The 23,187-nt window shown below is 60.7% G+C and carries 28 protein-coding genes; 16 read left to right on the top strand and 12 right to left on the bottom strand.

What is annotated here, in order from left to right; all coding sequences use genetic code 11:
* The first annotated feature begins 6 nt into the window (after window positions 1-6).
* Window positions 7-2,091, top strand: a complete 2,085-nt coding sequence (locus HJB84_RS15270; RefSeq protein ID WP_207583872.1) for an FAD-binding protein — start codon at window positions 7-9, stop codon at window positions 2,089-2,091.
* Between the two features lie 35 nt (window positions 2,092-2,126).
* Here HJB84_RS15270 and HJB84_RS15275 read toward each other — a convergent pair whose 3' ends face one another.
* The 4 genes from HJB84_RS15275 to HJB84_RS15290 all read right to left on the bottom strand — a co-directional run bounded on the left by HJB84_RS15275 (window position 2,127) and on the right by HJB84_RS15290 (window position 4,041).
* The gene (locus HJB84_RS15275; protein WP_221116282.1) at window positions 2,127-2,309 is read right to left on the bottom strand and encodes a hypothetical protein; all 183 of its coding nucleotides are present in this window, start codon (window positions 2,307-2,309) and stop codon (window positions 2,127-2,129) included.
* Window positions 2,310-2,314: 5 nt separating this feature from the next.
* Window positions 2,315-2,548 carry a hypothetical protein gene (locus HJB84_RS15280; RefSeq protein ID WP_259671097.1) on the bottom strand — a complete coding sequence of 78 codons (234 nt, stop codon included), beginning with the start codon at window positions 2,546-2,548 and terminating at the stop codon, window positions 2,315-2,317.
* 71 nt (window positions 2,549-2,619) lie between these two features.
* Window positions 2,620-3,411 (bottom strand): exodeoxyribonuclease III, encoded by a 792-nt coding sequence (gene xth, locus HJB84_RS15285; protein ID WP_207583874.1) that lies wholly within the window; start codon window positions 3,409-3,411, stop codon window positions 2,620-2,622.
* A 132-nt stretch (window positions 3,412-3,543) separates the two neighbouring features.
* A complete protein-coding gene (locus tag HJB84_RS15290) occupies window positions 3,544-4,041 on the bottom strand; it encodes a hypothetical protein (RefSeq protein ID WP_207584294.1) in 498 nt (165 codons plus the stop codon).
* Window positions 4,042-4,356: 315 nt separating this feature from the next.
* Between HJB84_RS15290 and HJB84_RS15295 the strand changes: the two genes are divergently transcribed.
* Window positions 4,357-4,899, top strand: a complete 543-nt coding sequence (locus HJB84_RS15295) for a hypothetical protein (RefSeq protein ID WP_221116284.1) — start codon at window positions 4,357-4,359, stop codon at window positions 4,897-4,899.
* 98 nt (window positions 4,900-4,997) lie between these two features.
* Here the strand turns inward: HJB84_RS15295 and HJB84_RS15300 are convergent, their stop codons facing one another.
* From HJB84_RS15300 to HJB84_RS15310, 3 genes are all read right to left on the bottom strand, one after another.
* Window positions 4,998-5,621 (bottom strand): response regulator transcription factor, encoded by a 624-nt coding sequence (locus HJB84_RS15300; RefSeq protein WP_207583876.1) that lies wholly within the window; start codon window positions 5,619-5,621, stop codon window positions 4,998-5,000.
* A gap of 2 nt (window positions 5,622-5,623) precedes the next feature.
* The gene (locus HJB84_RS15305) at window positions 5,624-7,012 is read right to left on the bottom strand and encodes a sensor histidine kinase (protein WP_207583877.1); all 1,389 of its coding nucleotides are present in this window, start codon (window positions 7,010-7,012) and stop codon (window positions 5,624-5,626) included.
* A gap of 63 nt (window positions 7,013-7,075) precedes the next feature.
* Complete coding sequence (locus HJB84_RS15310) at window positions 7,076-7,252, bottom strand: hypothetical protein (protein ID WP_207583878.1); 177 nt, start codon at window positions 7,250-7,252, stop codon at window positions 7,076-7,078.
* Window positions 7,253-7,413: 161 nt separating this feature from the next.
* On the opposite strand from HJB84_RS15310, the gene HJB84_RS15315 reads away from it, so the two are divergent.
* Window positions 7,414-8,265, top strand: a complete 852-nt coding sequence (locus HJB84_RS15315; protein WP_221116285.1) for a methyltransferase domain-containing protein — start codon at window positions 7,414-7,416, stop codon at window positions 8,263-8,265.
* Window positions 8,266-8,333: 68 nt separating this feature from the next.
* Here the strand turns inward: HJB84_RS15315 and HJB84_RS15320 are convergent, their stop codons facing one another.
* A complete protein-coding gene (locus HJB84_RS15320; protein WP_207583880.1) occupies window positions 8,334-8,615 on the bottom strand; it encodes a hypothetical protein in 282 nt (93 codons plus the stop codon).
* A gap of 199 nt (window positions 8,616-8,814) precedes the next feature.
* Between HJB84_RS15320 and HJB84_RS15325 the strand changes: the two genes are divergently transcribed.
* The 7 genes from HJB84_RS15325 to HJB84_RS15355 all read left to right on the top strand — a co-directional run bounded on the left by HJB84_RS15325 (window position 8,815) and on the right by HJB84_RS15355 (window position 13,542).
* The gene (locus HJB84_RS15325) at window positions 8,815-9,213 is read left to right on the top strand and encodes a DUF1236 domain-containing protein (RefSeq protein ID WP_207583881.1); all 399 of its coding nucleotides are present in this window, start codon (window positions 8,815-8,817) and stop codon (window positions 9,211-9,213) included.
* A gap of 113 nt (window positions 9,214-9,326) precedes the next feature.
* Window positions 9,327-10,166 carry a DUF1236 domain-containing protein gene (locus HJB84_RS15330; RefSeq protein WP_207583882.1) on the top strand — a complete coding sequence of 280 codons (840 nt, stop codon included), beginning with the start codon at window positions 9,327-9,329 and terminating at the stop codon, window positions 10,164-10,166.
* Between the two features lie 150 nt (window positions 10,167-10,316).
* Window positions 10,317-10,484 carry a hypothetical protein gene (locus HJB84_RS15335; RefSeq protein ID WP_221116286.1) on the top strand — a complete coding sequence of 56 codons (168 nt, stop codon included), beginning with the start codon at window positions 10,317-10,319 and terminating at the stop codon, window positions 10,482-10,484.
* Window positions 10,481-11,059, top strand: coding sequence for a BA14K family protein (locus HJB84_RS15340; RefSeq protein ID WP_207583884.1), 579 nt, complete (start codon window positions 10,481-10,483; stop codon window positions 11,057-11,059). The genes HJB84_RS15335 and HJB84_RS15340 overlap by 4 nt, the downstream gene beginning before the upstream one ends.
* A 92-nt stretch (window positions 11,060-11,151) precedes the next feature.
* Complete coding sequence (locus HJB84_RS15345; protein ID WP_207583885.1) at window positions 11,152-11,466, top strand: hypothetical protein; 315 nt, start codon at window positions 11,152-11,154, stop codon at window positions 11,464-11,466.
* A 111-nt stretch (window positions 11,467-11,577) separates the two neighbouring features.
* On the top strand, window positions 11,578-12,462 hold the full coding sequence (locus tag HJB84_RS15350; RefSeq protein ID WP_221116287.1) for a hypothetical protein: 885 nt from the start codon (window positions 11,578-11,580) through the stop codon (window positions 12,460-12,462).
* 78 nt (window positions 12,463-12,540) lie between these two features.
* Window positions 12,541-13,542: a L,D-transpeptidase family protein gene (locus HJB84_RS15355; RefSeq protein ID WP_207583887.1), complete on the top strand. Its 1,002-nt coding sequence runs from the start codon at window positions 12,541-12,543 to the stop codon at window positions 13,540-13,542.
* A 46-nt stretch (window positions 13,543-13,588) separates the two neighbouring features.
* On the opposite strand, the gene HJB84_RS15360 is transcribed toward HJB84_RS15355, so the two are convergent.
* Window positions 13,589-14,380, bottom strand: coding sequence for a phenylalanine 4-monooxygenase (locus tag HJB84_RS15360; protein WP_207583888.1), 792 nt, complete (start codon window positions 14,378-14,380; stop codon window positions 13,589-13,591).
* A 124-nt stretch (window positions 14,381-14,504) separates the two neighbouring features.
* Here HJB84_RS15360 and HJB84_RS15365 point away from each other — a divergent pair, with 124 nt between their 5' ends.
* Complete coding sequence (locus HJB84_RS15365; protein ID WP_207583889.1) at window positions 14,505-14,966, top strand: Lrp/AsnC family transcriptional regulator; 462 nt, start codon at window positions 14,505-14,507, stop codon at window positions 14,964-14,966.
* 42 nt (window positions 14,967-15,008) lie between these two features.
* Here HJB84_RS15365 and HJB84_RS15370 read toward each other — a convergent pair whose 3' ends face one another.
* Complete coding sequence (locus HJB84_RS15370) at window positions 15,009-15,509, bottom strand: Lrp/AsnC family transcriptional regulator (protein ID WP_207583890.1); 501 nt, start codon at window positions 15,507-15,509, stop codon at window positions 15,009-15,011.
* A 130-nt stretch (window positions 15,510-15,639) separates the two neighbouring features.
* Between HJB84_RS15370 and hppD the strand changes: the two genes are divergently transcribed.
* The 4 genes from hppD to maiA are packed head-to-tail and all read left to right on the top strand — an operon-like array spanning window position 15,640 to window position 19,842.
* The gene (hppD, locus tag HJB84_RS15375; RefSeq protein ID WP_207583891.1) at window positions 15,640-16,749 is read left to right on the top strand and encodes a 4-hydroxyphenylpyruvate dioxygenase; all 1,110 of its coding nucleotides are present in this window, start codon (window positions 15,640-15,642) and stop codon (window positions 16,747-16,749) included.
* Between the two features lie 58 nt (window positions 16,750-16,807).
* Window positions 16,808-18,169, top strand: a complete 1,362-nt coding sequence (gene hmgA / locus HJB84_RS15380) for a homogentisate 1,2-dioxygenase (protein WP_207583892.1) — start codon at window positions 16,808-16,810, stop codon at window positions 18,167-18,169.
* Between the two features lie 18 nt (window positions 18,170-18,187).
* On the top strand, window positions 18,188-19,213 hold the full coding sequence (locus tag HJB84_RS15385) for a fumarylacetoacetate hydrolase family protein (RefSeq protein WP_207583893.1): 1,026 nt from the start codon (window positions 18,188-18,190) through the stop codon (window positions 19,211-19,213).
* On the top strand, window positions 19,210-19,842 hold the full coding sequence (gene maiA, locus HJB84_RS15390) for a maleylacetoacetate isomerase (RefSeq protein WP_207583894.1): 633 nt from the start codon (window positions 19,210-19,212) through the stop codon (window positions 19,840-19,842). Before HJB84_RS15385 ends, maiA begins: the two co-directional genes overlap by 4 nt.
* Window positions 19,843-19,878: 36 nt before the next feature.
* Here maiA and HJB84_RS15395 read toward each other — a convergent pair whose 3' ends face one another.
* Entirely contained in the window at window positions 19,879-20,349 is a 471-nt protein-coding gene (locus tag HJB84_RS15395; protein WP_207583895.1) for an MEKHLA domain-containing protein, read from the bottom strand.
* A 397-nt stretch (window positions 20,350-20,746) separates the two neighbouring features.
* Between HJB84_RS15395 and HJB84_RS15400 the strand changes: the two genes are divergently transcribed.
* The gene (locus HJB84_RS15400) at window positions 20,747-22,078 is read left to right on the top strand and encodes a hypothetical protein (RefSeq protein ID WP_207583896.1); all 1,332 of its coding nucleotides are present in this window, start codon (window positions 20,747-20,749) and stop codon (window positions 22,076-22,078) included.
* Window positions 22,079-22,169: 91 nt separating this feature from the next.
* Here HJB84_RS15400 and HJB84_RS15405 read toward each other — a convergent pair whose 3' ends face one another.
* Window positions 22,170-23,078 (bottom strand): hypothetical protein, encoded by a 909-nt coding sequence (locus HJB84_RS15405; protein ID WP_207583897.1) that lies wholly within the window; start codon window positions 23,076-23,078, stop codon window positions 22,170-22,172.
* Window positions 23,079-23,187: the final 109 nt, after the last annotated feature.

The raw sequence follows: 23,187 nt of genomic DNA on the forward strand, positions 1-23,187 counted from the left end.
ATGCCAATGACCAGAGCTGTTCCGCAGGAAATTCTTGACGCACTGACCGATGTCGACATGCCGCGCCTTCCACCCGAGGCTTCCTCATCGGAAGCGGTCCGGCTCGCCGGCGTCGAGCTGCCGGTCTACCGAGCCGGCTGCGTCGTCGTCGGATCCGGTGCTGCAGGTCTGCGCGCCGCGGTGGAAATGAAGCGGCGCGGCGATGACGTCGTCATCGTCAGCCAGAGCGCCTGGGGCGGAACCTCGGCCTGTTCGGGATCGGACAAGCAGACCCTTCACACGGCAAACACGGCGGATCAGGGCGACAATTACAAGGCGATGGCCCGTGCCGTCCGCAGCGGCGGCGCAATGGACGAGGATACGGCCTATGTCGAGGCTGTCGGCTCATCCCGGATGATGGCGTCGCTGCAGTTCCTCGGCCTGCCGCTGCCGCAGGATCCGCTCGGCGGAACTTTGAGATACCAGACTGACCACGACGACGTCGGCCGCGCCACCAGCTGCGGTCCGCGCACCTCGCGCTTGATGGTCAAGGTGCTGGCTGAAGAGGCGATCCGGCTCGACGTGCCGTTCTATAACCAGACCACCGCCGTCAAAATCCTCACCGAAGGCGAAGGGGCGGACCGCCACGTCGTCGGCATACTGGCCATGCGCGCCAGTGACCGCACAGGGCAGAACCCGCTCGGCATTGCGTTGTTCGTCAGTGGAGTGATCGTGCTGGCGGCTGGCGGGCCTGGAGAACTCTATCGCGACAGCGTTTATCCCAACGGCTGTTTCGGTTCCCTCGGACTGGCGCTCGAGGCAGGTGTCGAACTCGTCAACCTCACAGAGAGCCAGTTCGGCATCGGAACGCGCCGGGAAGGTTTTCCGTGGAATCTGTCGGGCACTTACGTCCAGGCGATCCCGCATATCTACTCGGTCGATGCGGAAGGCACCGAGCACCACTTCCTGGCGCAATATTACCGCACGACGCAAGAGCTGGCGTCGAATGTCTTCCGCAAGGGCTACCAGTGGCCATTTCATGCGACGCGCATGCTGGACTTCGGCTCGAGCCTGGTGGATCTCGCGATATCAAGCGAAACCGCCGCCGGGCGGCGTGTCTTCATGGACTTCAATCGCAATCCCCTGCCGGTACCAGGCGACCTGCCGTTCAGCCTCGAAAGGCTGGACGACGACGTCCGCCTGTATCTCGGCAAGGCCGGCGCTGGCCAAGACGTGCCGATCGATCGCTTGAAGCACATGAACCCGCTCGCGATCGAGCTCTACCGCCGCTACAAGATCGACATCGCCGCCGAGCCGCTGGAATTCGCCGTCAACAACCAGCACATGAATGGCGGCATCATGGTCGACACCTGGGGCCGCAGCAATCTTGCCGGCTGTTATGCTGTCGGAGAAGCGGCGGGTACCCATGGGGTGACGAGGCCGGGAGGAGCGGCGCTCAATGCCGGGCAAGTCTTCGGCACCCGGGTGGCCGAGCACATCGGCGCGAGCGGTAGAGCGAAGCGGCCCGCCACAGGGGATAAATCAGGTATCGCCGAGGCAGGTGTTGCCGATCTGCTTTCCGCCCTTCGGACTGAAAGCCCGCTCACCGTCAAATCGATTCGCTCAGCAGTGCAGTCGCGAATGAGCGAGAAGGCCGGCATCATCTGCGATGAGCAGAGCGTCGGCGAGGCCTTGATCGAGGCTCGGAAGCTGAGTGCTGAAATTCGCGCTGATGGCGTCGCCTACGGTCGCGCAGCCGAGGCGGTCCGAGGCGTGCAATGGCGGCATATGGCGCTCGCCTCCGAAGCGGTGCTCAGCGCGCTTGATTTCTTCATACGAAGGGGAGGCGGCAGCCGCGGAGCGCGAGCGATATGTGATCCGCAAGGCGAATCCATTCCGCATGCGAGCGCAGGTCTGTTAGAACAATATCGCTTCCGTAGGGAACGCGAAGCGCATCGGGATGAGCAGATCGTCGTTCGGCTCGAGGGCGATGAGATCAAGCTTTCGACGCGCCCGAACCGCGCTGTGGATGAAAACGCCAAGTCCTTCTTCGAGCGAGACTGGCCAGCCTGGCTGACTGGCCGCATTTATGATCTGGGCGCGAATGAATGAGTTGACGATGATCGGAACCGCCTCCCGGCGGGCGATCAATCGGGATTGGCGACCGGGGGCGGAACCCGCACGCGCCCGGTGTCGTCAGAGCCTTCGGCGACCGCTTCCTCGCTTTTGCGCACGTGCCTTGGCGGATCCTTTCCTTCGATCGGCTTCGGCGACAGCTGGTCGTCAGCCTGGATCTCGTCGGAGTTCAGGTAATTCTTGCTTTCTGCCATAGCAGTCACTTCCGATTGGAGAACTGCGGGGCAGGGATGCGATCCTTCGGACTAGCGCGGCCTGTCTCTGGGTCGGCGTCGGTGACACCGTCGCCCGCCTCGCGGCTGCTGCCTATATTGATGGGAGGCTTTCGCTGTTCGTCGATATTGGTTTCCGGCAGTTCGTCCTGGGTATCCTCGTTCAACGGCTTCGGCGGAAGCTTTGCGGAATTGGGGATGGAATTCGTGGCATAGGTCAATCTCCTTTGCGAGCTAACTCCAGCCGGCATCGTAGGTTCCTTGCTGCGCCTGCGATCGACGGCATCTCGGCTCACACGGCTTCGGCGGCGGGAACAACGAGCTCGATCATGACGGGTGCGTGATCGCTGGTATGCTCCCAGCCTCGCGGGTTTTTCCGGACGGTCGCCGATCGCAGCCATGGCGCGACGGCCGGGCTGAGCAGGAAGTGGTCGATCCGCAGCCCCGCATCGCGTTCGAAGCTGTTCCGCCAGTATTTCCAGAAGGTGTAGATGCGCTCTTCCGGATGCAGATGCCGGACGGCGTCGGTCCAGCCCTGGGCGACGAGATTGGCATAGGCCTTGCGGACTTCGGGCCTGAATAGGGCGTCGTCCAGCCAGCGTTCGGGTTTGTAGACGTCGATCTCCGTCGGCATGACGTTGAAGTCGCCGGCGAGGATCGAAGGCACTTCGAGTTCGAGGAGTTCGGCGGCGTATTCGCGCAGGCGGCGGAACCAGCGGAGTTTATAATCGAACTTGACGCTGGGGAAGGGATTGCCGTTCGGCAGATACAGGCATCCGATCACGACGCCGTCGATGACGGCTTCGATATAGCGGCTGTGTGTGTCATCGGGGTCGCCGGGAAGTCCGCGCCGGGTCAGGATCGGTGTCTTGCCCTTCGCCAGGATGGCAACGCCGTTCCAGGATTTTTGTCCGTGCCAGACGGCGCCGTAGCCGGATCGTTCGATTTCCTTTCGCGGAAACCTGGCGTCGTCTGTCTTAAGCTCCTGGAGGCAGACGACATCAGGGGCGTCCTCCTTCAGCCAGCGCAACAGGATCGGCAGCCGTCCATTGATTCCGTTGACATTGTAGGTTGCGATTTTCACAAGACTTCCGGGAAGCTAATGCATGTCGCCCAGAAGGGCGCAGCGGTTCCGGGATAACGACATGCATAAAAACAAAGGACTAAAGCGCGCCGCATGAATCAAATTTGATGCGACGCGCTTTAGGCTGGCTCCTCAACGCGTCGCACCGAAGACGAAGGCTATGCCGGCGACGATCGCCACTGCGGTCAGCGGCTGCCGGCGTATCCGATTCTCGATCTCGTGGACGAAGCTGCTCGCTTCCGCCTTCGCCAGGCGCGCTGTTCCTGAAGCCAGTTCCGAAGCGGTTTCCGCCACTCGACTTGCGTCTTTCTGAAGCGTCCGCATTTCCCCTCGATCGGCATCGACGCCTGCGGAAGAGCCGCCGGTTTCGCCGGTCGAGCGCAGGGCCTGATCGACGAACGGAAATGCCTCGTCGAGCCTGGTGGGATCGGGCTCTCGTTTCACCCGCTCAGCCGCCTCGACGTCGCTGCGGCCGGCAGGAATTGAGGTATGGGTAGCAGACACTGGGTCGGAGGCCGGAAAGGTGCCCTCGATACCTCTGTCGAGCTCGCCTTTTTGGGCCTGCTTCCGCTGCTCTGCCTGTTCTTTTCGCATGGACTGGACTGCGGGGGATTCGTTCGGGTTTGCCATCACTGTTTCCTCTGTTGCTCTTCGACAATCAAATCGGCGGCGCGGAAAGAAGTTCCAGAAAAATGCATTCTCCCTCATGCGGCAATACATCAACGAGGCGGCGAAGGTCACGAATGGCGCGCGGCGCAGTCTATCTCTCGCAATGATCGTTCGGAATTCCTTGCTCGTGGACTTGGCTATGGGTAAGCCGGACTAAAGTCCTGCCCTTTCTAGTACCTTAGGTCCGGTTGCATTTGATCTTCGGAACAGCGAAAATTGTCATGCGCCTATTCCGCGTAGGAAACGGCGGAGAACGGACGAACGAGGCTATATAGGATGACTCTCTCGAAACGCGATTTTCTGAGGTGGGGCGGCAGCACGGCCGCAGCCCTCGTCGCTGTTGCATCGCCGGTGACATTGAACCTTGGCGGCTCCCTTCCCGTTCTGGCGGTCGAAAGCGCGCAGGCTAAGGACGGCAACAACGGGAATGGCGGCGGCAATGGCAACGGCAACGGGGGAGGGAATGGCAACGGGGGAGGAAACGGTAACGGCGGCGGCAACGGTAACGGCGGCGGCAACGGGAACGGCAACGGGGGAGGGAGCGGCAACGGGAACGGGAACGGCGGTTCCGGGAATAGTGCCGGTGGAAGCTCCAGCAATAGTGCCGGATCCTCTTCCTCTGCCAAAGGGACCTCACAAGAATCGGGGGCGAGAGCGATCGAAGCTTCCGATGGTTCGATCGACGTCCGCCATGCAAACGGCATTACCGAAACCCTGCGGCGTGGCCGTTACGTCATGAAGGACGGAAAAGGCAGAACGATCATAAGCCGGCAAGCGACTGCAAATGATGCCAGCCGGTTAGGCCGCTACCTTCGCTAAGGAGCCGCAAAGTGGGTGGTGCGGGCAGCGCCTGTTCTGTTGCTGAGTCAGGACATGAGGTCGTCGGAAAACCCGCTCACCCTTTTCGGCAGCATGCTCTAGCGCCGTTCGCGCCATTGGAGAGCCGCTTCAGTCCTGTTCGTGACGCCGAGCTTGCTCAGAATCTGTGTCATATGGTGCTTCACTGTCTTTTCCTGAAGGTTGAGACGCAAGCCGATATGTTTGTTTGACAGGCCTTGAGAGACCAGATCCATCACCTCGCGTTCTCGTGGCGTCAGACTGTTCTTATCGGGTGCGCTGCCATGCAGCGAATTCTCCATGACCTTCGTCGACATTGTCGGCGAGATATACCGTGAGCCACTCAGCACCGTCTGGATGGCTTCGACGAGACCACGCGATCCGACACCTTTGAGAACATAGCCCATCGCGCCCTGTTGAAGGGCTGCCAGCAGCGTGTCCACCTCCTCCGATACCGTCAGCATCAGCACTTTCGTTGTCGGGCTACGCGTCAGCACATCGCCGATCGCCGACAGTCCGCCACCGGGCATCGAGACATCGAGAAGCATGATGTCGGGATGGCTGGTGGCAGCGATCATCACTGCATCATTGCTGCTGGCACCTTCGCCAACGACGGCAAAGTTGCTGATCTCCGAGAGGCTGCGCGTAACGCCCTCGCGAAAAAGCGGATGGTCGTCCACGACGCCGATAGTGATTGATGTCATCCCTAGTCTCCCATTTCCATAGGCTCGAAGGTCATGGTCACCGTCGTGCCTCCTTCGCCTGTCTTGACGTCGAAGGATCCTCCGAGGCTGTCGATGCGTTCGCGAAGTCCGACAAGGCCGAGGCTCGTAGGCCTCACCTCGGTCGGATCGAAGCCATCGCCGCGGTCGCTGACCTCGACGTGAACATCACCATTGCGCGAGACGGCTCTTACGGCCTGCTGTACGCCGCCGCCATGGCGATACGCATTGTTCAACGCTTCCTGAACGAAGCGATAGATGCAGATCTTTACGGCAGGAGCGGGTTCGGGTCCATTGTCGTCGATGATTGTTTCGACATGGGTTTCGGTCTTGCGCTGGTGTGCTTCGACCACCCGCGCGACGATCTCGGCGATCGAGGATTTCTCGATTTGCGGTAGCACCAGGCCGCTGCAAATATTGCGGATCTCGGTCATCGCCTCTGCAAGGCTCGAGCGTATCCAGGCGAGTTCCTTTTCACGCGTTTCGGGCTGGGTCGACGCATTGATCAACAGATCGCTGTCCAGCCGCAGTGAGGCATAAGCAATGTGCTGGGCCGGCCCGTCGTGCAGATCGGCACCGATGCTGCGTAGATAGGTTTCGTTGAGCGCCGCCGCCCGCTGGGAGGCGCGCTGCAGCCGCCGCTGGAGCCCGCGATTCTCCTCCAAAAGTGCCGACAGTTCATTGACCCGTTCTTTGAGATCCTTGCGTTGCGCCTCTATCGTGCGGCTGCCCCGAAAGACCAGAACGGAGAGAACAAGGAAAAAGACTGCTGTCAGGGCGGCGACGGCGCCCCAACTGCGGAGCCTGGCATGCGCCAGACTGTCGCCTAATCCTTCTGCCGTCTCGTAGAACTCGATGACGGCGACCGCCTGTCCGGACCATGGCTGGAGCACAGGATTGTAGATTTCCATGAGCGGCCTGCCGAGCGCGCGCTCCTTGTCGCTTTCCGGATCGCTTGCGACCTCGTAGCGGGCGACGAGAGACCCTGCGAACGCGTTTCGAAGCTTGCCGTTTACCGCAAACTTCTTGCCCACCAGCTCCTTCTCATTCGAATAGAGGATAGTTCCGTCGCTTCGCCACAGCTTGAACGAAACAAGACGCCTGCCGAGCGCGCCCTGACCAAGCGTCTCGTCCAGAGCCTGAGCGCTGCCTTCGTCGAGCGGTATTGCTTTTTGCATGTCGGGAAGCAGCGGCGCGACCACGCTGTCCACGTAGAGCGCCGTCGCAGCACCGGAGTTGTGGATGACCGCCTCCTCTATGAGGTGGGTGACGAGAATGCCAACCAGGAACATGGCGGCGATCGATATGAGCCCACCCGCGATGAAGAACTGGGAGGCGAGTGAGCGGGCATTCCAGCGGCGAAGCCAAATCATTTTGATACCGGTAAGAGACTTGCCGACTAACCTATCGCTTCCTCAAAATTTTTCCAGACAGCGTCAGGGTAGATCCCTGGTATCGAAGATTTCGGCGCCCCTTATGCTTTTGGTCAACTGGAGCGAGTCTCCAGACATGGCGGCGCCAAAGACGTAGAGAAGCGCAGCGAGAACGACGACAAGGGCGATGACGGACACATTGCAGGCGTCATTGACGCGGGATCTGTTACTCTGGGCCATATCTGGATCTCCTTCACCTCTTCGAAACGGCGCGGTCCTGTCCGCGTTCCACCCCCGGGACTTCGGTCTGACAGACCTGGGACCTAGGTCCTGCCCCCGTGGACGTCAGTAGATTCAGTCATATTTCAGCACTGAATGGTCCGGGTTTTGGAGATCTGCGAGTGACAATTTCTGCCGACATCGAAAACGGCGCCCGCGCCGCATTTGCCAGTTCTCCCGCACCATTCGATGAAGGTGTGGCCGAGCTTTACCAGACCCTCCTTGTGCCGATTCTTTTCGAGCCCTATGCGGCGGAGATGGCGATCGCCGCCGACCGGTCGAAACCTGGCAGCGTTCTCGAGCTCGCGGCGGGGACGGGCGCCTTGACACGCGCGCTGCGCATGGCGCTTGATCCGCCAACGGAAATCGTTGCCACCGACCTCAACCAGGCAATGATGGACATCGGCGCACCATCGGTGACGATGTCGCGGACCCACTGGATGCACGCCGATGCCCAAAACCTCCCCTTCGCGCCCGAGATGTTCGATCTCGTCATCTGCCAGTTCGGCGCGATGTTCTTTCCCGATAAGGTGAAGGCCTATGGCGAGGCGGAAAGAGTGTTGCGCAGCAAAGGCCGTTTTCTGTTCTCGACGTGGGATGCACTTTCGGCCAACGACTTCGCCAGATCCGTGGATGAATGCCTGGCAAGCCTATTCCCATCCGATCCGCCGGATTTTCTCAGGCGCTTGCCATACTCCTACTTCGACCCCGGCTCTATCAAGGCGCAGATGTCCTCCGCCGGCTTTGAGGCGATTACCTGCGATCGGCTCGAATTGACATCCGTCGCGGCCAGCGCGCACGACGTCGCAGCCGCCTTCTGCCAGGGCACGCTGCTCCGGGGAGAGATTGAATGGCGGGCGCCGGAGCGGATATCCGAGATCGTCGACGAGGTGGCTGAGCGAGTGGAAGCACGGCACGGAGCCTGTCCTAGCGGCGGCATGAGCGCGTTGGTCGTCGCCGGCCGCGCTCGGTAGCGCCCTCGGCCCAGGCTGGCGCGCCAATCACCCGGATCGTCCAAGCGGGACCGCCAAACGCCTTCGAGCTATGACGGCTCTCCGGCCTTCTGCGCGGTCGTATAGGGAGCTTCGTGCATGGCGCTGATGACGTGGCGCTCAATCTCGACGCAGACCTCATCATACTCCCGCACTCGGTGGGAGTTGAACCCTTGTCTGCGAACGGCATCGCGCGCTTCGACAGCCATCTGGTAGGCCTCGAAGAGTTCGAGCTGCAGCGGGTCGCGGGCTTCCATGATCAGCTTCCGCATCTCCGGCAGGCGCATTGCCAGGCGCCTGCGTCCCGCCTCCCTGCGGTTGGATCGTGCCATCTCCTTCAGTCTCCTGCCTATGCCCGGAAATACGGGGCCCTTCGATCTGCAAGTAGCGCCGGCAACGGACATTGACATGGATTTGGGACCAAAGGCCGGGATCGATCAGACTGAGGTCCGGGGCGGGGAACGACCCCGCCTCCAGCTAGTTGGTTTGGCAGCGGTCATTAAGATCGCTTCAAAACAGAAGGAGGAAAATATGCTCTCCAAGCTTATCGTCTGTGCGGCAACTGCCGCGACCCTCATGTCCGGCGTCGCATTCGCCCAGTCCTCGACCGTCAATGGTGCGGCCGGCGGCGCAGTCACCGGAGCGATTGTCGGTGGTCCCGTTGGCGCTGCTGTCGGCGGTGTTACCGGCGCCATCGTTGGCACCGCGATCGATCCGCCGCCGCAAAAGGTCGTCACCTACGTTCGCGAGGCTCCGGCACCGTCGGCGCGCGTAGTCGTAAAGGAGAAGGTTGTCGTCGGACAGCCGCTGCCGGAAACGGTCGTCGTGACGCCTATTCCGGATGATCCGACCTATGCCTACGCCGTGGTCAATGATGAACGTGTCATCGTCGAACCGTCCTCCCGCAAGGTGATCCAGGTCATCAAGTGACCTGATCCTCCACGCGGCCGCTACCGCGTCTTAACTTCGGAAATCATCGTTTAGATCAGCCGCACGGTCGACGGCAGCGTCGTCGTGCGGCCGAAAAAGCAAAGAGAATTATTATGAAGAGCAAGACACTCGCCGTCCTGATGACGGCACTCGCGATCGGCGTTTCGCCGGTTGGCATCATTTCCGCCTCGGCGCAGGATGCGCCGATTCTTCCCAAGAAGGGTGCGACCCAAAACGGCCAGTCCAGCGACGGTGCGACCAAGCGGCCGGATGCGGGCGGTGCCGCCTCTGGTGGCGCAGGTGGTTCCACTGGCCAAGGCACGCAGCAGCCTTCGGGCTCCGACGGAAGCTCATCGGGGGCATCCTCGGGAACCACCACCGATGGATCCTCCGGCCAGACGGCAACCGAGCCCGGCACCAAGACGCAGTCCGGAAGCTCCGATAGCTCGACGACGCCCAAGTCGGGACAGTCTTCGACCGAAAGCCAGAAGCCGGCCGGCAGCCAAGATACCGGGACATCGACCGGCACCTCGACCGGCTCCGGCGAAACTCAAAAACCCGGCGATGCCGCGAAGTCTTCCGGCGGTTCGGCCGAGACCCAGTCCAACAGCAAGATGAACGTCGGCAACAACAACACGTCGGTCGACAGCAACACCAAAAACACCACCAAGATCGAGACGAACAACACGACCAACGTCAACATCTCGGTCGAGCAGCAGACGGAAATCCGTACTGTTGTGAAGGAAGTTCATGTCGAGCCGGTTCGTGAGACGGATTTCACGGTCTCGGTCGGTACGACCATCCCGAAGAAGATCAGGCTCGAGCCGCTGCCGCCGCGCATAATCGAGATCGTGCCGCAGTATAAGGCCTACCGTTTCTTCCTCCTCGCCGATGGCCGGATCGTCATCGTCGACCCTTCTGCATTCACGATCGTCTACATCATCTCGACATAGAGCGCCGCGCGTCCAATAGCACGCGCTAAGGACGCTCTATCACTTTCAATCTGCGCATAATCCTTTCCGAAAATCGGTTCCGATTGCGGGGTTGTGCGTGACAGCCGGTGCCCGGCGGAGAGCGCCGCCGCCGGGGCCGAGGAGAGGAACATGATCTATTCCGAAGAGAAATCCGCAGGTCTGGCCCTGCCGCTGATAGCGATCCTGCTGGCGATCGCCGGCATCTTCGCCATGCTTGTCGTCACCGGCGGACGACATGGCAGCACTGCCGGCCGCGTCTGGGTTCCGCAGGCGCAACAGCAGGGGGTGGGCCAATGAACGCGCTGGCATCTGTCGCCTTTGGAATCGTCAGCTCCGTCGGGGCCTGCATAGCCGCCGCATCCGTTGCCTCCCACGTCGTGGCGGATTCCGAGCCTCATGCCTTCCAGGATCTTGCGGCGCCCGATCTCTGGACGACGCAACCGGTGAAAGTGGACCCTCGACTGCAGCGTTATGAACGGATTGCGCCTCTCTATTCCAGCTATGTCACCGAGGCGCCGGCCATCATGACGGCAACGACGAAGCCGGAATCCGCTGGCCCGTCAACTGAGCGCCTGGCACAGCTGCCAAAATTTTCGGCCGAGCACCTCGCCTGGTGCGCGCAACGTTACCGCTCCTTCGATCCTGCGACCAACACCTATCGATCCTATAGCGGTGAGATCCGCGCCTGCTCTTCGTCGTACCAGCCTGATATCGCCGAGGCCGATCAAGGTGCGGGCACCAAAGTGAATGCGAAGACGGCTTGGTGCTCCGCTCGCTACAGGTCGTATCGACCGGAAGACAATACATATCAACCATGGGACGGCCCGCGGCGCACCTGCGACGCGCCGGTCCTCGTGGCGACGAGTAATTGATCATCACGGTGTCGAGCCGCAGTAGGACCAAAGTCCGTGTTGCAAACGCTACGGTTGTGATATCGGTTGTGTTGAGGGTCGGGGAGCAGGGGATGGCGACGACGCTGATAACGGAAATTCAGAGGGCGCAGATAAGGCTGCGGTCCTTGAGCAGGGCGGACCGGGGAGCCCTTATCATCCGCATTCTGCGGGAGCTGAAGACGCATCGGCAGGAGGTTCTCGGCAACGTGCCGGCCGACCGTTGCGTCTGGATCGACACGCTCATCGCCTCGGTTTCGTCGACCATATCGGAAATCACGGGCATGCCGGACGGCGAGTTCAATCGTGTCTTGAGCGAGTTCGAAAAGCTTATGGCAACGCTGCATGATATTTCGCATGCGGACCAGCGATTGAAGACAATTCACTGAGGGGGAATTGCCCGCGTCCGTGTCGAGCAGTCGTCGTTCTTGTTGATTGAAAATTGAGGGGTTGGTGTCGCCCCCGGGAAACCGATCGCTTGGCGCAAACGTTCTCCTTCCATGACCGAAACGAAATCCCCGGCTGATCGTGACGACGCGCCGTCCGGCGATGACGACCCCAAGCCCGGCGCTGACGTTTCCTTTCCTTACGACAGGATGACCGTCGAGCAATTTCGACGACGCTTCCCCCGTGCCCGCTGGAGCGACGCCCGCAAGGCCTGGTTCGTTCCCGGCCGGACTGCCTCCCGTCGCATCGGACGATGGCTTGCCGAGCAGGAGGCCGAAGCCGACGCCCATGCGGATGCGAAGGGAAGCGATGCCTTCGCCTTCGATCCGATCGATAGTCCATACCTCGAGCTTGGCAAGGCAGGCTTTCGAATCCGCACGCCATACTCGAAGACCGCCGTCGACGAGTTGCGCGAAGTGCCCTTCTCCCGGTGGGACGGCGATCTCAAGATATGGCACGTTCCCTGCCGATCCTATGAGGAACTCAGGCGCAGATGGCCGGATATCGAAGCGGCGGCCCGAAGAAACGAGCCGGAGGAGAGACGACGTCGAGCCGAGGAGCGGAAGGGGACCGCGCTGGATCTCCGCAGCAGGCTCCGCTCCGCGGAACGTAAGCGCCGTCGTTACCCGCTTCCCGGCGACGACCTGCCGCCGATCGGGAGACCCGTCGCGATCTCGTATGGGATCGTCGTCTTTACGGAGGTCACCGGCGAACTCGCCGACCCGGCTGTCGTGGCGGACCTCTATCCCCGCGGAACCGACGATCAGGTCTGGGGATATTGGCGGGTGCCCACACTCGAAGAACTCGTCCGCACCTGGCCCGCGAAAATGCCGCCGCTTCAGGACGCTAAGTGGTGGCTGCCGACGATCGAGGAACTCAGGCCCGCCCGTCACGCGGCAAGATCGCGCGAAGCCAAGAGCCGTGCGAAGACGCTGTGATCTGGAGAAGGACTTGAAGCGACTAAGCCTAAAGTCCGAGTAGCTTTGCTCGATGGAACAAGTTTCGGCGATGGTCATTTGTCGTTTATGAAAACAGCCCTGCCGATATCGCTGCTCGCTTTGGTCATCTCCGTTGGCGATGCCGCCGCGGGGGAACTCAAGCCCGATGCAATCAACGCCGCTTCGATTGCTTCCATCAAAGCAGACAAGCGCTCGTCCGAAGATCCGGACCCGGCGATCATCCGCCTTCAGGTCCTGCTTGACCGCGCCGGCGCGTCTCCTGGCGTCATCGACGGGCTCGCCGGCGAGAACGTCAACAAGGCGGTCGCCGGTTTCGAGGCGATGAACGGCCTTCCTGTCGATGGCAGGCCGGATGCAGAGGTCGTTTCCCGCTTGGAAGGCGTTGCCCCGATCGTCGAGAGCTATGTCGTCTCGCCAGAGGATGCCAAGGGTCTCGTTGACCGGATCCCCGAGGATTACGGCGAGAAGGCAAAGATGCAGAGCTTGGGATATACCAGCGTTGCGGAGAAGCTATCCGAGCGGTTTCATATGGGTATCGATCTTGTGAACGCGCTCAACCCGGCTTCGCAGTTCGCTCCTGGCGACACGGTGTGGGTCGTGAATCCTGGTCCCCCAAGGGAAGGCAAGGTCAAGAGGATTGAAGCTGACAGGAAGACCGGGCAGGTACTGGCCTATGCCGAGGACGGAGCACTGCTTGCAGTCTACCCGGCGACGATTGGAAGCGAAGACAATCCGGCGCCGTCGGGCAAGCACAAGGTCAAGGGCGTCGCGAGGATGCCGGTCTACCGCTATGACCCGAAGCTGAACTTCAAGCAGGGAAAGAACGACAAGGTCCTGACCATTCCGAAAGGGCCGAACGGCCCGGTCGGAACCGTCTGGATCGACCTGACGGAGCCGACCTATGGAATACACGGGACACCTGAGCCGAAGCTCATCGACAAGGTTGGCTCGCATGGTTGCGTTCGGCTGACGAACTGGGACGTCGAAGAGCTGGCCGCCATGGTCAAGCCGGGTGTCCTGGTCGACTTCGTCAATCGAAGTTCAGCCGCTCCGAAGTGACACGCAGCATGCTGCGATCCCACGCTCTTCCCCACCGCTTCAGCGCTTACGAAGCCTTGGCCTCGAAAGCGGGGGCGAAATCACCGAGCGATTTCGCCTTGAGGATCGTAGCCTCGATATCCTGCTCTATGATCGCCTCCAGATCGGCGAAGCTGTCGATGACGTAGTAGATCGGCTGGAGGATATCGATACGGTAGGGGGTTCTCAGCACGCTCAGCAGATCGAACGGCCGAAATTCGCAGGCCATACCCTCCGTTGCCGCCTTCGCCTCGCTTGGCGATGAGACGATGCCTGCGCCGAAGCAGCGGCGGCCTTGCGGCGTGTTAATCAGGCCGAATTCGACCGTGAACCAGAAGATCCGGAACAGATGCCAGGAATAACCTTTGCCGAGGCGGACGGCGGTTTCGCCGAAATGCCGGACGAAATTGGCATAACTCTGGTTGGTCAGCAGCGGGCAGTGACCAAAGACCTCGTGGAACAGGTCCGGTTCCTCGATATAGTCGATATGCTCGCGACGGCGCAGGAAGGTTGCGAGCGGGAATTTGCCTTGCGACAGAAGCTCGTAAAAGCGCGAGGGCGGAATGAGCGCCGGCACGCCTTCGACCCCGAAGCCGGTGGTGTCGTTCAGGCGTCGGCTCACATCGAGAAGCTGCGGCACCTTCTCCGGCTTGAGGCCCAGCAGTTTGACGCCGTCGAGATATTCCTGGCAGGCGGTATCGGCCAGCATTTTCATCTGGCGCCGGTAGAGTTCGCCCCAGATCGCATCTTCCTCGGCTGTGTAGTCATAGAGGCCGTCCGGGCCTGGCAGTTTGGCGGTGTAGCTGCTTTCCTTGGTCATAGGCTGATCCTCCCGGAGCATGACGATATTCCTGCCATTATCCTCCAGCTTTGGCGGATTTTCTTTTCTTTCATCTTGGCTCTTGCCATAATGGTGGCAGATTTTCCCGAGTGTTGGGCAGAAAATGAAAGAAACTGGGAACTTTCGCCGCACCCTTCTGCAGCTCATCCAGGCCGACGGCAGCCTGTCGCTGGCAGATCTGGCTGAGAAGGCCGGCATGTCGCAGAGCTCGGCCTGGCGGAAGATCCAGGAACTGGAAGCCGACGGCGTCATCCGCAAGCGCGTGACGCTGCTCGATCCCGGCAAACTTGATCTCAAACTCTGCGTGATCGCCCATGTCACCCTGGAGGATCATCACGAAGAGGCGGTGGCCTCTTTCGCTTCGGTGGTGCTGGAGCGGCCGGAGATCATGGAGTGTTACGCCTTGTCAGGCGCTTTCGATTACATGCTGAAGATCCGGGCGAGGGACGTGGAAAGCTACGAAGCATTCATGACCCGCTACCTCATGCGCAACCCGCATGTGCGCATGGTGGTCTCGAGCTTCGTGCTGCGCGAGCTGAAATTCTCGACCGAACTGCCGCTTTGACGCTTATCGCCAAATAAGTCGTTGATCGGTGACAATGGGAGATCATCGCGCGCTGTCGCCGTGCCAGATGCCGGGCATGCGCACCGGAAAGCCCTCGAAGGTCTTCAGCGTATCGAGCACGATCGAGGTCTTCACGTGCTGCACAGACTCGTGCGGCAACAGAACGTCGTTGACGAATTTGGAGAGGTCGGCGAGCCCGCGGGTCGCGACCTTCAGGTGATAGTCCATCTCCCCGGTCAGTGCATAGGCTTCGAGAACCTCCGGCAGCCCGTTGATCAGCTGGGAAAATCGCTGGGCATTGTCTCTGTTGTGGGTGGCAAGCGTCACGGAAATGACCACCAGCATATCCAGCCCCAGTTTTTCCCGGTCAAGGTAAGCCCGATAGCTGCGAATATAGCCCTCGGCCTCCAGTCTCGTCCGCCGGCGCGAGCATTGCGACGGGGAAAGCGCGATGCGATCGCCGAGCTCGTTGTTCGTCAGCCTGCCGTCCTTTTGCAGTTCCTGTAGTAGGCGCAAATCCAGTTTGTCGAGCTGTTCATCCATTGCGTAAAATCTCCAAAACGCTCACGAACCGTGCATAATATCTTCTCATGGCATGAAGAATGCAAGGATTTTGCACGCGTTTTGGGCCACACTTTGCGCAGTCAAACTCCCATCTAATAAGGAGGAGAAAATGGGTCCTTTCCCGCATGATGCACCGCCATCCGAAATCACCGCCGACAACCCGGCCGGCACCGACGGCTTCGAATTCGTCGAGTTCGCGCATCCCGAACCCGAAAAGCTCAGCGAGCTCTTCACACGCATGGGCTATGTCGCCGTTGCCAGGCACAAGACCAAGGACATCACCGTCTGGCGGCAGGGCGACATCAACTATGTCGTCAATGCCGAGCCCGGCAGCCATGCCGCCCGCTTTGTCGAGCAACATGGTCCCTGCGCCGCATCGATGGCCTGGCGTGTCGTCGACGCCAAACACGCTTTCGACCACGCGTTGTCGAAAGGCGCCGTTCCCTATGAAGGTGATGACAAGCTACTCGACGTCCCGGCCATTACAGGCATTGGCGGCTCGCTGCTCTATTTCGTCGAAACCTATGGCGCCAAGGGATCGGCTTACGATGCTGAATTCGATTGGCTGGGCGAGCGCAACCCGCGCCCCGAGGGGATCGGTTTCTATTATCTCGACCACCTGACCCACAACGTCTTCCGCGGCAACATGGACAAGTGGTGGGATTTCTACCGCGAGCTGTTCAATTTCAAGCAGATCCACTTCTTCGATATTGACGGCCGCATCACCGGTCTGGTGAGCCGCGCCATCACCTCGCCCTGCGGCAAGATCCGCATTCCGCTGAACGAATCGAAGGACGACACCAGCCAGATCGAGGAATATCTGAAGAAGTACCGGGGCGAGGGCATCCAGCACATCGCCGTCGGCACCGAGGATATTTACGGCGCCACCGACCGGCTTGCCGACAACGGGTTGCGCTTCATGCCGGGTCCTCCGGAGACCTATTACGACATGTCCTATGAACGCGTGAACGGCCACAGCGAACCCATCGAACGCATGAAGAAACACGGCATCCTCATCGATGGCGAAGGCGTGGTGAATGGCGGCATGACGAAAATCCTGCTGCAGATTTTCTCCAAAACCGTCATCGGCCCGATCTTCTTCGAATTCATCCAACGCAAGGGCGACGAAGGTTTCGGCGAAGGTAATTTCCGGGCTCTTTTCGAGTCGATCGAGGCCGATCAGATCAGGCGTGGTGTCATCGGGACGGCGGCGGAGTAAGCTCTCTCGCGCGTCTGAAAAGACGCTCGGCGGAGAGTTTTTCGGGGAGGAGTTGAGCATGGACCAGACATCGATCCAGACGTCGGGCGGTGAAGGCGCAACGGCAAACAAGCTGAAATACATGCCGGGCTTCGGCAATGACTTCGAAACCGAGTCGCTTCCCGGCGCCTTGCCGCAGGGCCAGAACAGCCCGCAGAAATGCAATTACGGTCTTTATGCCGAGCAGCTTTCCGGCTCGCCGTTCACCGCGCCGCGCGGGACGAACGAGAGGTCCTGGCTCTATCGCATTCGCCCGAGCGTGCGTCACACCCGGCGCTTCTCCAACGCCACCTATCCGCTCTGGAAAACCGCGCCTTGCCTCGACGAACATTCGCTGCCGCTGGGCCAGCTTCGGTGGGATCCGATCCCCGCACCAACGGAGAAACTGAACTTTCTGGAAGGGGTGCGGACGATCACGACGGCAGGCGATGCCGTGACCCAGGTCGGCATGTCAGCCCATGCCTATGTCTTCAACGAGGACATGGTCGACGATTACTTCTTCAATGCCGATGGCGAACTGCTGGTCGTACCGCAGCTCGGCGCCATCCAAATATTCACAGAAATGGGCATCATGGATGTCGAGCCCCTGGAAATATGTCTCATCCCCCGCGGCATGATGTTCAAGGTAGCCAGGACCGGCGAACAGACGGTCTGGCGTGGTTATTTATGCGAGAACTACGGCGCCAAATTCACGCTGCCCGACCGCGGGCCGATCGGCGCCAACTGCCTGGCAAACCCGCGCGACTTCAAGACACCTGTCGCCGCCTTCGAGGACAAGGAAACGCCTTGCCGCGTCCATGTGAAGTGGTGCGGAAAATTCTATGTCACGGAGATCGGCCATTCGCCGCTGGATGTCGTGGCCTGGCACGGCAACTACGCGCCGTTCAAATATGACCTCAGGACATTTTCTCCAGTCGGCGCCATCCGCTTCGATCACCCCGATCCGTCGATTTTTTCGGTGCTGACGGCGCCGACCGAAGATGCAGGCACCGCGAATGTCGATTTCGTGATCTTTCCGCCGCGCTGGCAGGTCGCCGAGCACAGCTTCCGTCCGCCCTGGTACCACCGCAACATCATGAGCGAATTCATGGGCCTGATCCATGGCCAGTATGACGCCAAGGAGGAGGGCTTCGTGCCGGGCGGCATGAGCCTGCACAACATGATGCTTCCCCACGGGCCGGACGCGCTCGCCTTCGAAAAGGCGGCCAATGCCGAGCTCAAACCTTTGAAACTCGACCACACCATGGCTTTCATGTTCGAGACCCGATACCCGCAGCAACTGACGAAATACGCCGCCGAGCTAGAAACGCTGCAGGACGACTATCTCGAATGCTGGGATGGTCTGGAACGCAAGTTCGACGGAACCCCGGGCATCAAGTAATAGCATCGGAATAGGGACATGAAGCTTGCGACCTTGAAGGACTCCACCAGGGACGGCCGCCTCGTCGTCGTTTCCCGCGACCTGACCCGCTGCTCCGAAGTCGGCCATATCGCCCGCACGCTGCAGGCAGCACTCGACGACTGGGAGCATGTGGCGCCGAGACTTGCGCTGATTGCCGAAGGCATCGAGACAGGCGCCCAGCCGACGCTCCGGTTTCACGAGCATGACGCAACGTCACCTTTGCCGCGGGCCTATCAATGGGCCGACGGTTCCGCTTACGTCAACCATGTCGAACTGGTGCGCAAGGCGCGCGGCGCCGAGATGCCGGCAAGCTTCTGGACCGATCCACTGATGTATCAAGGAGGCTCGGATAGTTTCCTCGCGCCGCGCGAGCCGATCCTGGTGGCTGACGAGGCCTATGGGATCGACATGGAAGGCGAGGTCGCCGTCGTCACCGGCGACGTTGCCATGGAGGCAAGCCCGGAAGCGGCACGCGACGCCATCCGCCTCGTGATGCTGGTCAACGACGTGTCGCTGCGCGGTCTGATCCCCCACGAACTGGCCAAGGGATTTGGTTTCTTCCAATCCAAGCCGGCTTCGGCATTTTCGCCTGTCACTGTGACGCCGGACGAGCTCGGGGACGCCTGGGATGGCGGCAAGCTGCATCTGCCGTTACTGGTCAGCCTGAATGGCAAGTCCTTCGGCAAGGCCAATGCCGGCATCGATATGACGTTCGATTTCGGCCAGCTGATCGCCCATGCCGCCAAAACCCGAAATCTGACGGCCGGAACGATCATCGGCTCGGGAACGGTTTCCAACAAGCTGGACGGCGGCCCGGGCCGGCCGGTCGAAGAGGGAGGGGACGGCTATTCCTGCATCGCCGAGATCCGAATGATCGAGACGATCGAGACCGGCGCGCCGAAGACGCCCTTCATGCAGTTCGGCGACCAGGTCCGCATCGAGATGAAGGATCGCGCCGGCCATTCGATCTTCGGGGCGATCGAGCAGACCGTCGAACGTTATGGGGGAGTGGGGCCGCAATGAGCGAGGTCGTTCTTTACGACTACTGGCGATCGTCGGCGAGCTATCGCGTCCGCATTGCGCTCAACCTGCTGGAGATCGACTACAGGACGGTGCCGGTCAATCTGCTGGAGGGAGCGCATGGGAAACCGGACTATCTCACGCTCAACCCGCAGGGGCTCGTGCCGACCCTGGTGGTCGATGGAAGACCCCTGACCCAGTCGCTTGCCATCATCGAATATCTGGCCGAGCTTCGGCCGGAATGCGGATTGCTGCCATCCGATAGCGCCGATCGCCAGACAGTGCGGGCGCTGTCCTATGCGGTCGCCATGGACATCCATCCGATCTGCAACATGCATGTCGTGGCCCATCTCACGACCATGACCGACAAGGCCGACGCCCGCGAGGAATGGATGAAGCATTTCATCGCCGACGGACTGCGCAAGCTGGAGGCGATGATCGGCGAACACGACGGAGCCTTCAGCTTCGGCGACACGCCGACGATGGCGGACCTCTGCCTTATCCCGCAAGTCTATAACGCCCGCCGTTGGGGCGTTGATATCACGTGTTTCCGACGCATCGCCGATATCGATAGTAGGTGCGCAGAACTGCCGGCGTTTCAGGCAGCGCATCCTGACCGCGTGAGGCCGTGATTTCACCGCCGGCGGGGCAGATCCGGCGGTAGCCGACTATTCGTCCCGCCATGACGGGAATATCGCAGCCTGGCCCAGCCGCTTCCCGGTCTCATCGATGAGCTGCCAGACGGTCACCTTCTCGATCCAGAAACGCCGTCCCGATTTCGCGATCCTGAGGCCGCGGCCATTGTCGACAAAACCGTCGCGCGTGACGCTATCCAGTAACTGCTGGCGCTCGGCGCGATCGGGCTGTTCGGCCGAAAGCCGAGACGGCAGCGCGACGAATTCCTCCCAGCCATATTCGAAGCATTTCTGCGCGGTGCGGTTCGCGTAGATGAAGCGCGGGTCCGGCTCGCTATTGTGGGCGAGGACCACGAAAGGCGCATCGTTGTAAAGCCAGTCCGGTCCTTGCCCGTCCCGGACAAGGCGACGGCCGACAATGCGCTTGTAGCTTCCGGTGAGAAGGGAGAAGAAATCGGCGTCGCTCGTCAGGTCGAGGGCGTGATCGTCATAGGTAGAAGTCACGAAGTGCCTCGCTGGTCAGATGCTCGGTGCAGGCGACATAACCGATATTCAGTGCATCGGTCTACAAGGCCCGCCGCTCGGGAATTGATAGGACCGATTTCAAGCACATCTAGCCCAAGCATCCCGACCGTGCGGATAGGAATGTCGCGATGCCGGCGAGGAACCGGCGTTTACCGTGTCTTATCACTTCTGATTGTGCCGCTTGCCAGAAGATCGCCCCTTGTGCATTGATCGGATTTTGCTGGGTAGGGTGAAATGTTCTCGTCAAAGCTGTTGATCTTTCACTCGTGATCGCCATGGGCTTGGGTCGCATTGAAGCGGGCTCACGCCGAGGATTCGGTGATCAGCCTGGCAACAAGTGAGCAAGATATGCTGCGAGTGACGACAGGAGAAATACGTGCTCGAAGGCTGGGGAAGAATGCTGAAATCCGTCTCATTCATATCGATGCTGCTGGCATTCGTCGCCCTGGCCGGAGAGGGGCATGCAGCAATTTCCTACCAACGTCTGGACGGCGCGCCGGGAGAGCGTGGCCTGGTGATAAAGGGCGTGTTTGAGTTCTCCGACGATCCGACGAAGCTTGTCGTCGAATACCGGCAGTACCAAGCGGACTACATCAGCTTTGACTCGCCCGGCGGAAACGTGGTCACCGCGATCAGCTTCGGCCGCGCCATCCGCGCACTGAATGCAAAAACGCTCCAGATCAGAGCCATGGAATGTGCATCGGCTTGCGCCTTCGCCTTCGTCGGTGGTGTTGAAAGATTTGCCGAGCCAGGGTCTATCGGCGTGCATCGGGTTTCCCTATCCGACGATGCCGGCGTGGATAACAAATTGGCCGTCTCGACCGTTCAAGCGCTGACCGGCGACATCATCGGCTATCTCACCGACATGGGGGTAAGCCCCAATCTGCTGCAACTCAGTCTGTCGATCGACAGCACCGATATACGGTATCTCACCGCTGCCGAAATGCGAGACTGGAACATCAACACGCCCGAGGATATGCCCTCGGCACAGGAAAGCGCGCCGCCCCCGCCAGGCGCCGCACCGCAGGAGAGCGCAACACCCGCCGACATGCCGTCAGACCCCGGCGCTTCCGAGGAGGTGGCTGCCTCCGAACCCGGCGACCTGACCACGGAAGCGGTTGATTTCGTCAACCGATACAATGACGAATGGTCAAAAGACAGCGCTTCGGCGCTAGCCTTCATGAAGAGCATCTATGCCGATGAGGTCTCCTTCTTCGGCAACTCGGTCGACAAAGACGCCGTCCTGAAGGAAAAGGCAGCCTTCGCGGAACGTTGGCCGGAGCGCATCTACAGCGTCAAACCCGGCTCCGTGACTGCGAGCTGTGCCGGAAAATGCGAAATGTCGGGAATTGTCGAGTGGTTTGCCCGAAACAAGGAAACGGGTAAGACTTCCGCCGGGATGGCGGAATTCTCTTACGTGTGGAACACGGCCTCCCTGCAGATCGAGTCCGAGACCGGAAAGGTGCTCGCCACGGACAAGGGAGCCAAGGCGCCGGATCGGTTGATTGACCAGTGGATAGGGCTGGACGACATCTGCCGCGGTAGCCTCGACCGCGAGGGCGTCAAGACACTGCAGGCGTGCAAACGGCGCGACGAGCTCGGTCCGCTGCTCGATCGCCTCGACTGGTGTTATGGCCGTGAGGGTGAAGCCGGAATGGACTGGGAATGGCACAAATGCGATGCCAACTCCCGGAGGTATGCAGAGTAGATATCGCCGGTCCGCAGCCAGCGACCGCAGGGGCCGCAGTCCGCCCGAGGGAACGAGCGGCCGGTTACTGCTTCAAAGCGGAGGTATCTGGCTAGCAACCATCAAGCACCTTGATCCTCAAGACCAGTGTTTTGCCAAACACATAGGTGGTCTGGACATCGGCGCGGCCCTTACAGCGACGACCGTCATTGGTGACGTATTTGTAGGAAACCCTGACCTCATCGTCGCCGCGCAACGCCGTGCCTGTGAGTTTTAGCGGCTGCGACATCGCGCCGAAGAAGGCGTGGATCGAAGCTTCGTTGAAGGGCCCCTGGCCGCGCTTTTCCGGAACGACGAGCGCCGAGGCGGTTTCACCATCGGCTGCAGCGAGCGCGGAGTAAAAGGCCGTCACCGCGCCCATCGGATCGTGTGGAAACGTCTTGCCCGCCTCGGACGCCGGATCAGGTCCGTCCTCGTCGATCGCGTCGTAGGTGATGCCCACGGCCTGCGCCTTGGCGGCCGTCAGCCACGCGATGCCTTCAGGTGGTGCCGACGTCACGTAGGCGATGGCGGTATCGGACAATCCCAACTGGTTGAGGTAGGCGCCGACCAGCGCATTGGCGACGCCGCTCTCGCTGGCCTTGCCGTCCACCACGCGATAGGCGGCATGGAAGCCGATATTGGATTCAGGCTGAAGAAACCGGGGCGACCCGGCAAGCCAGGTGAGGGCGCAAGCTGACGCGCACAAGGTCCCCGGCGGGGTGGCCGTGGCAAAGCCTCGAAGGCGGATGGCACGCCCGATCTCGATCCCGGCTTTGAGATCCCCGCCCTCGCTGTTCAGGAAAACAAGGGCCTTGCTGGAGGCCGCGGCCAGGTTTCTGAAGACGATTTCGTCACCGTCGTTCAAGACGCCCGTGACGGAGATCAGATCGGTATCATTCTCCAACGGCTGTCGCGTGATCTCTGCCGCAGACAGAGGAAATGCGCATAGAAACAACAGCCCAGCCGCGATGTAACGCATCGATTCGCCCCGCCTTTACGATCATTATTGAACATTGCGAGGAATTTTTTGCAAGTCCGATCGGGGCGGCCCACCGAGGCAGGCTTCGGTCAATCCGCGGAGTGGCGGA

Source organism: Rhizobium sp. NZLR1b (assembly GCF_019685155.1).
Classification (GTDB): Bacteria; Pseudomonadota; Alphaproteobacteria; order Rhizobiales; family Rhizobiaceae; genus Rhizobium.

Coding starts and splice junctions, on each gene's coding strand:
- HJB84_RS15270 (WP_207583872.1), top strand. CDS start 7: ATGACCAGAGCTGTTCCGCAGGAAATTCTTGACGCACTGACCGATGTC.
- HJB84_RS15275 (WP_221116282.1), bottom strand. CDS start 2,309: ATGGCAGAAAGCAAGAATTACCTGAACTCCGACGAGATCCAGGCTGAC.
- HJB84_RS15290 (WP_207584294.1), bottom strand. CDS start 4,041: ATGGCAAACCCGAACGAATCCCCCGCAGTCCAGTCCATGCGAAAAGAA.
- HJB84_RS15295 (WP_221116284.1), top strand. CDS start 4,357: ATGACTCTCTCGAAACGCGATTTTCTGAGGTGGGGCGGCAGCACGGCC.
- HJB84_RS15300 (WP_207583876.1), bottom strand. CDS start 5,621: ATGACATCAATCACTATCGGCGTCGTGGACGACCATCCGCTTTTTCGC.
- HJB84_RS15305 (WP_207583877.1), bottom strand. CDS start 7,012: ATGATTTGGCTTCGCCGCTGGAATGCCCGCTCACTCGCCTCCCAGTTC.
- HJB84_RS15310 (WP_207583878.1), bottom strand. CDS start 7,252: ATGGCCCAGAGTAACAGATCCCGCGTCAATGACGCCTGCAATGTGTCC.
- HJB84_RS15320 (WP_207583880.1), bottom strand. CDS start 8,615: ATGGCACGATCCAACCGCAGGGAGGCGGGACGCAGGCGCCTGGCAATG.
- HJB84_RS15325 (WP_207583881.1), top strand. CDS start 8,815: ATGCTCTCCAAGCTTATCGTCTGTGCGGCAACTGCCGCGACCCTCATG.
- HJB84_RS15330 (WP_207583882.1), top strand. CDS start 9,327: ATGAAGAGCAAGACACTCGCCGTCCTGATGACGGCACTCGCGATCGGC.
- HJB84_RS15335 (WP_221116286.1), top strand. CDS start 10,317: ATGATCTATTCCGAAGAGAAATCCGCAGGTCTGGCCCTGCCGCTGATA.
- HJB84_RS15340 (WP_207583884.1), top strand. CDS start 10,481: ATGAACGCGCTGGCATCTGTCGCCTTTGGAATCGTCAGCTCCGTCGGG.
- HJB84_RS15345 (WP_207583885.1), top strand. CDS start 11,152: ATGGCGACGACGCTGATAACGGAAATTCAGAGGGCGCAGATAAGGCTG.
- HJB84_RS15350 (WP_221116287.1), top strand. CDS start 11,578: ATGACCGAAACGAAATCCCCGGCTGATCGTGACGACGCGCCGTCCGGC.
- HJB84_RS15360 (WP_207583888.1), bottom strand. CDS start 14,380: ATGACCAAGGAAAGCAGCTACACCGCCAAACTGCCAGGCCCGGACGGC.
- HJB84_RS15365 (WP_207583889.1), top strand. CDS start 14,505: ATGAAAGAAACTGGGAACTTTCGCCGCACCCTTCTGCAGCTCATCCAG.
- HJB84_RS15370 (WP_207583890.1), bottom strand. CDS start 15,509: ATGGATGAACAGCTCGACAAACTGGATTTGCGCCTACTACAGGAACTG.
- hppD (WP_207583891.1), top strand. CDS start 15,640: ATGGGTCCTTTCCCGCATGATGCACCGCCATCCGAAATCACCGCCGAC.
- hmgA (WP_207583892.1), top strand. CDS start 16,808: ATGGACCAGACATCGATCCAGACGTCGGGCGGTGAAGGCGCAACGGCA.
- HJB84_RS15385 (WP_207583893.1), top strand. CDS start 18,188: ATGAAGCTTGCGACCTTGAAGGACTCCACCAGGGACGGCCGCCTCGTC.
- maiA (WP_207583894.1), top strand. CDS start 19,210: ATGAGCGAGGTCGTTCTTTACGACTACTGGCGATCGTCGGCGAGCTAT.
- HJB84_RS15405 (WP_207583897.1), bottom strand. CDS start 23,078: ATGCGTTACATCGCGGCTGGGCTGTTGTTTCTATGCGCATTTCCTCTG.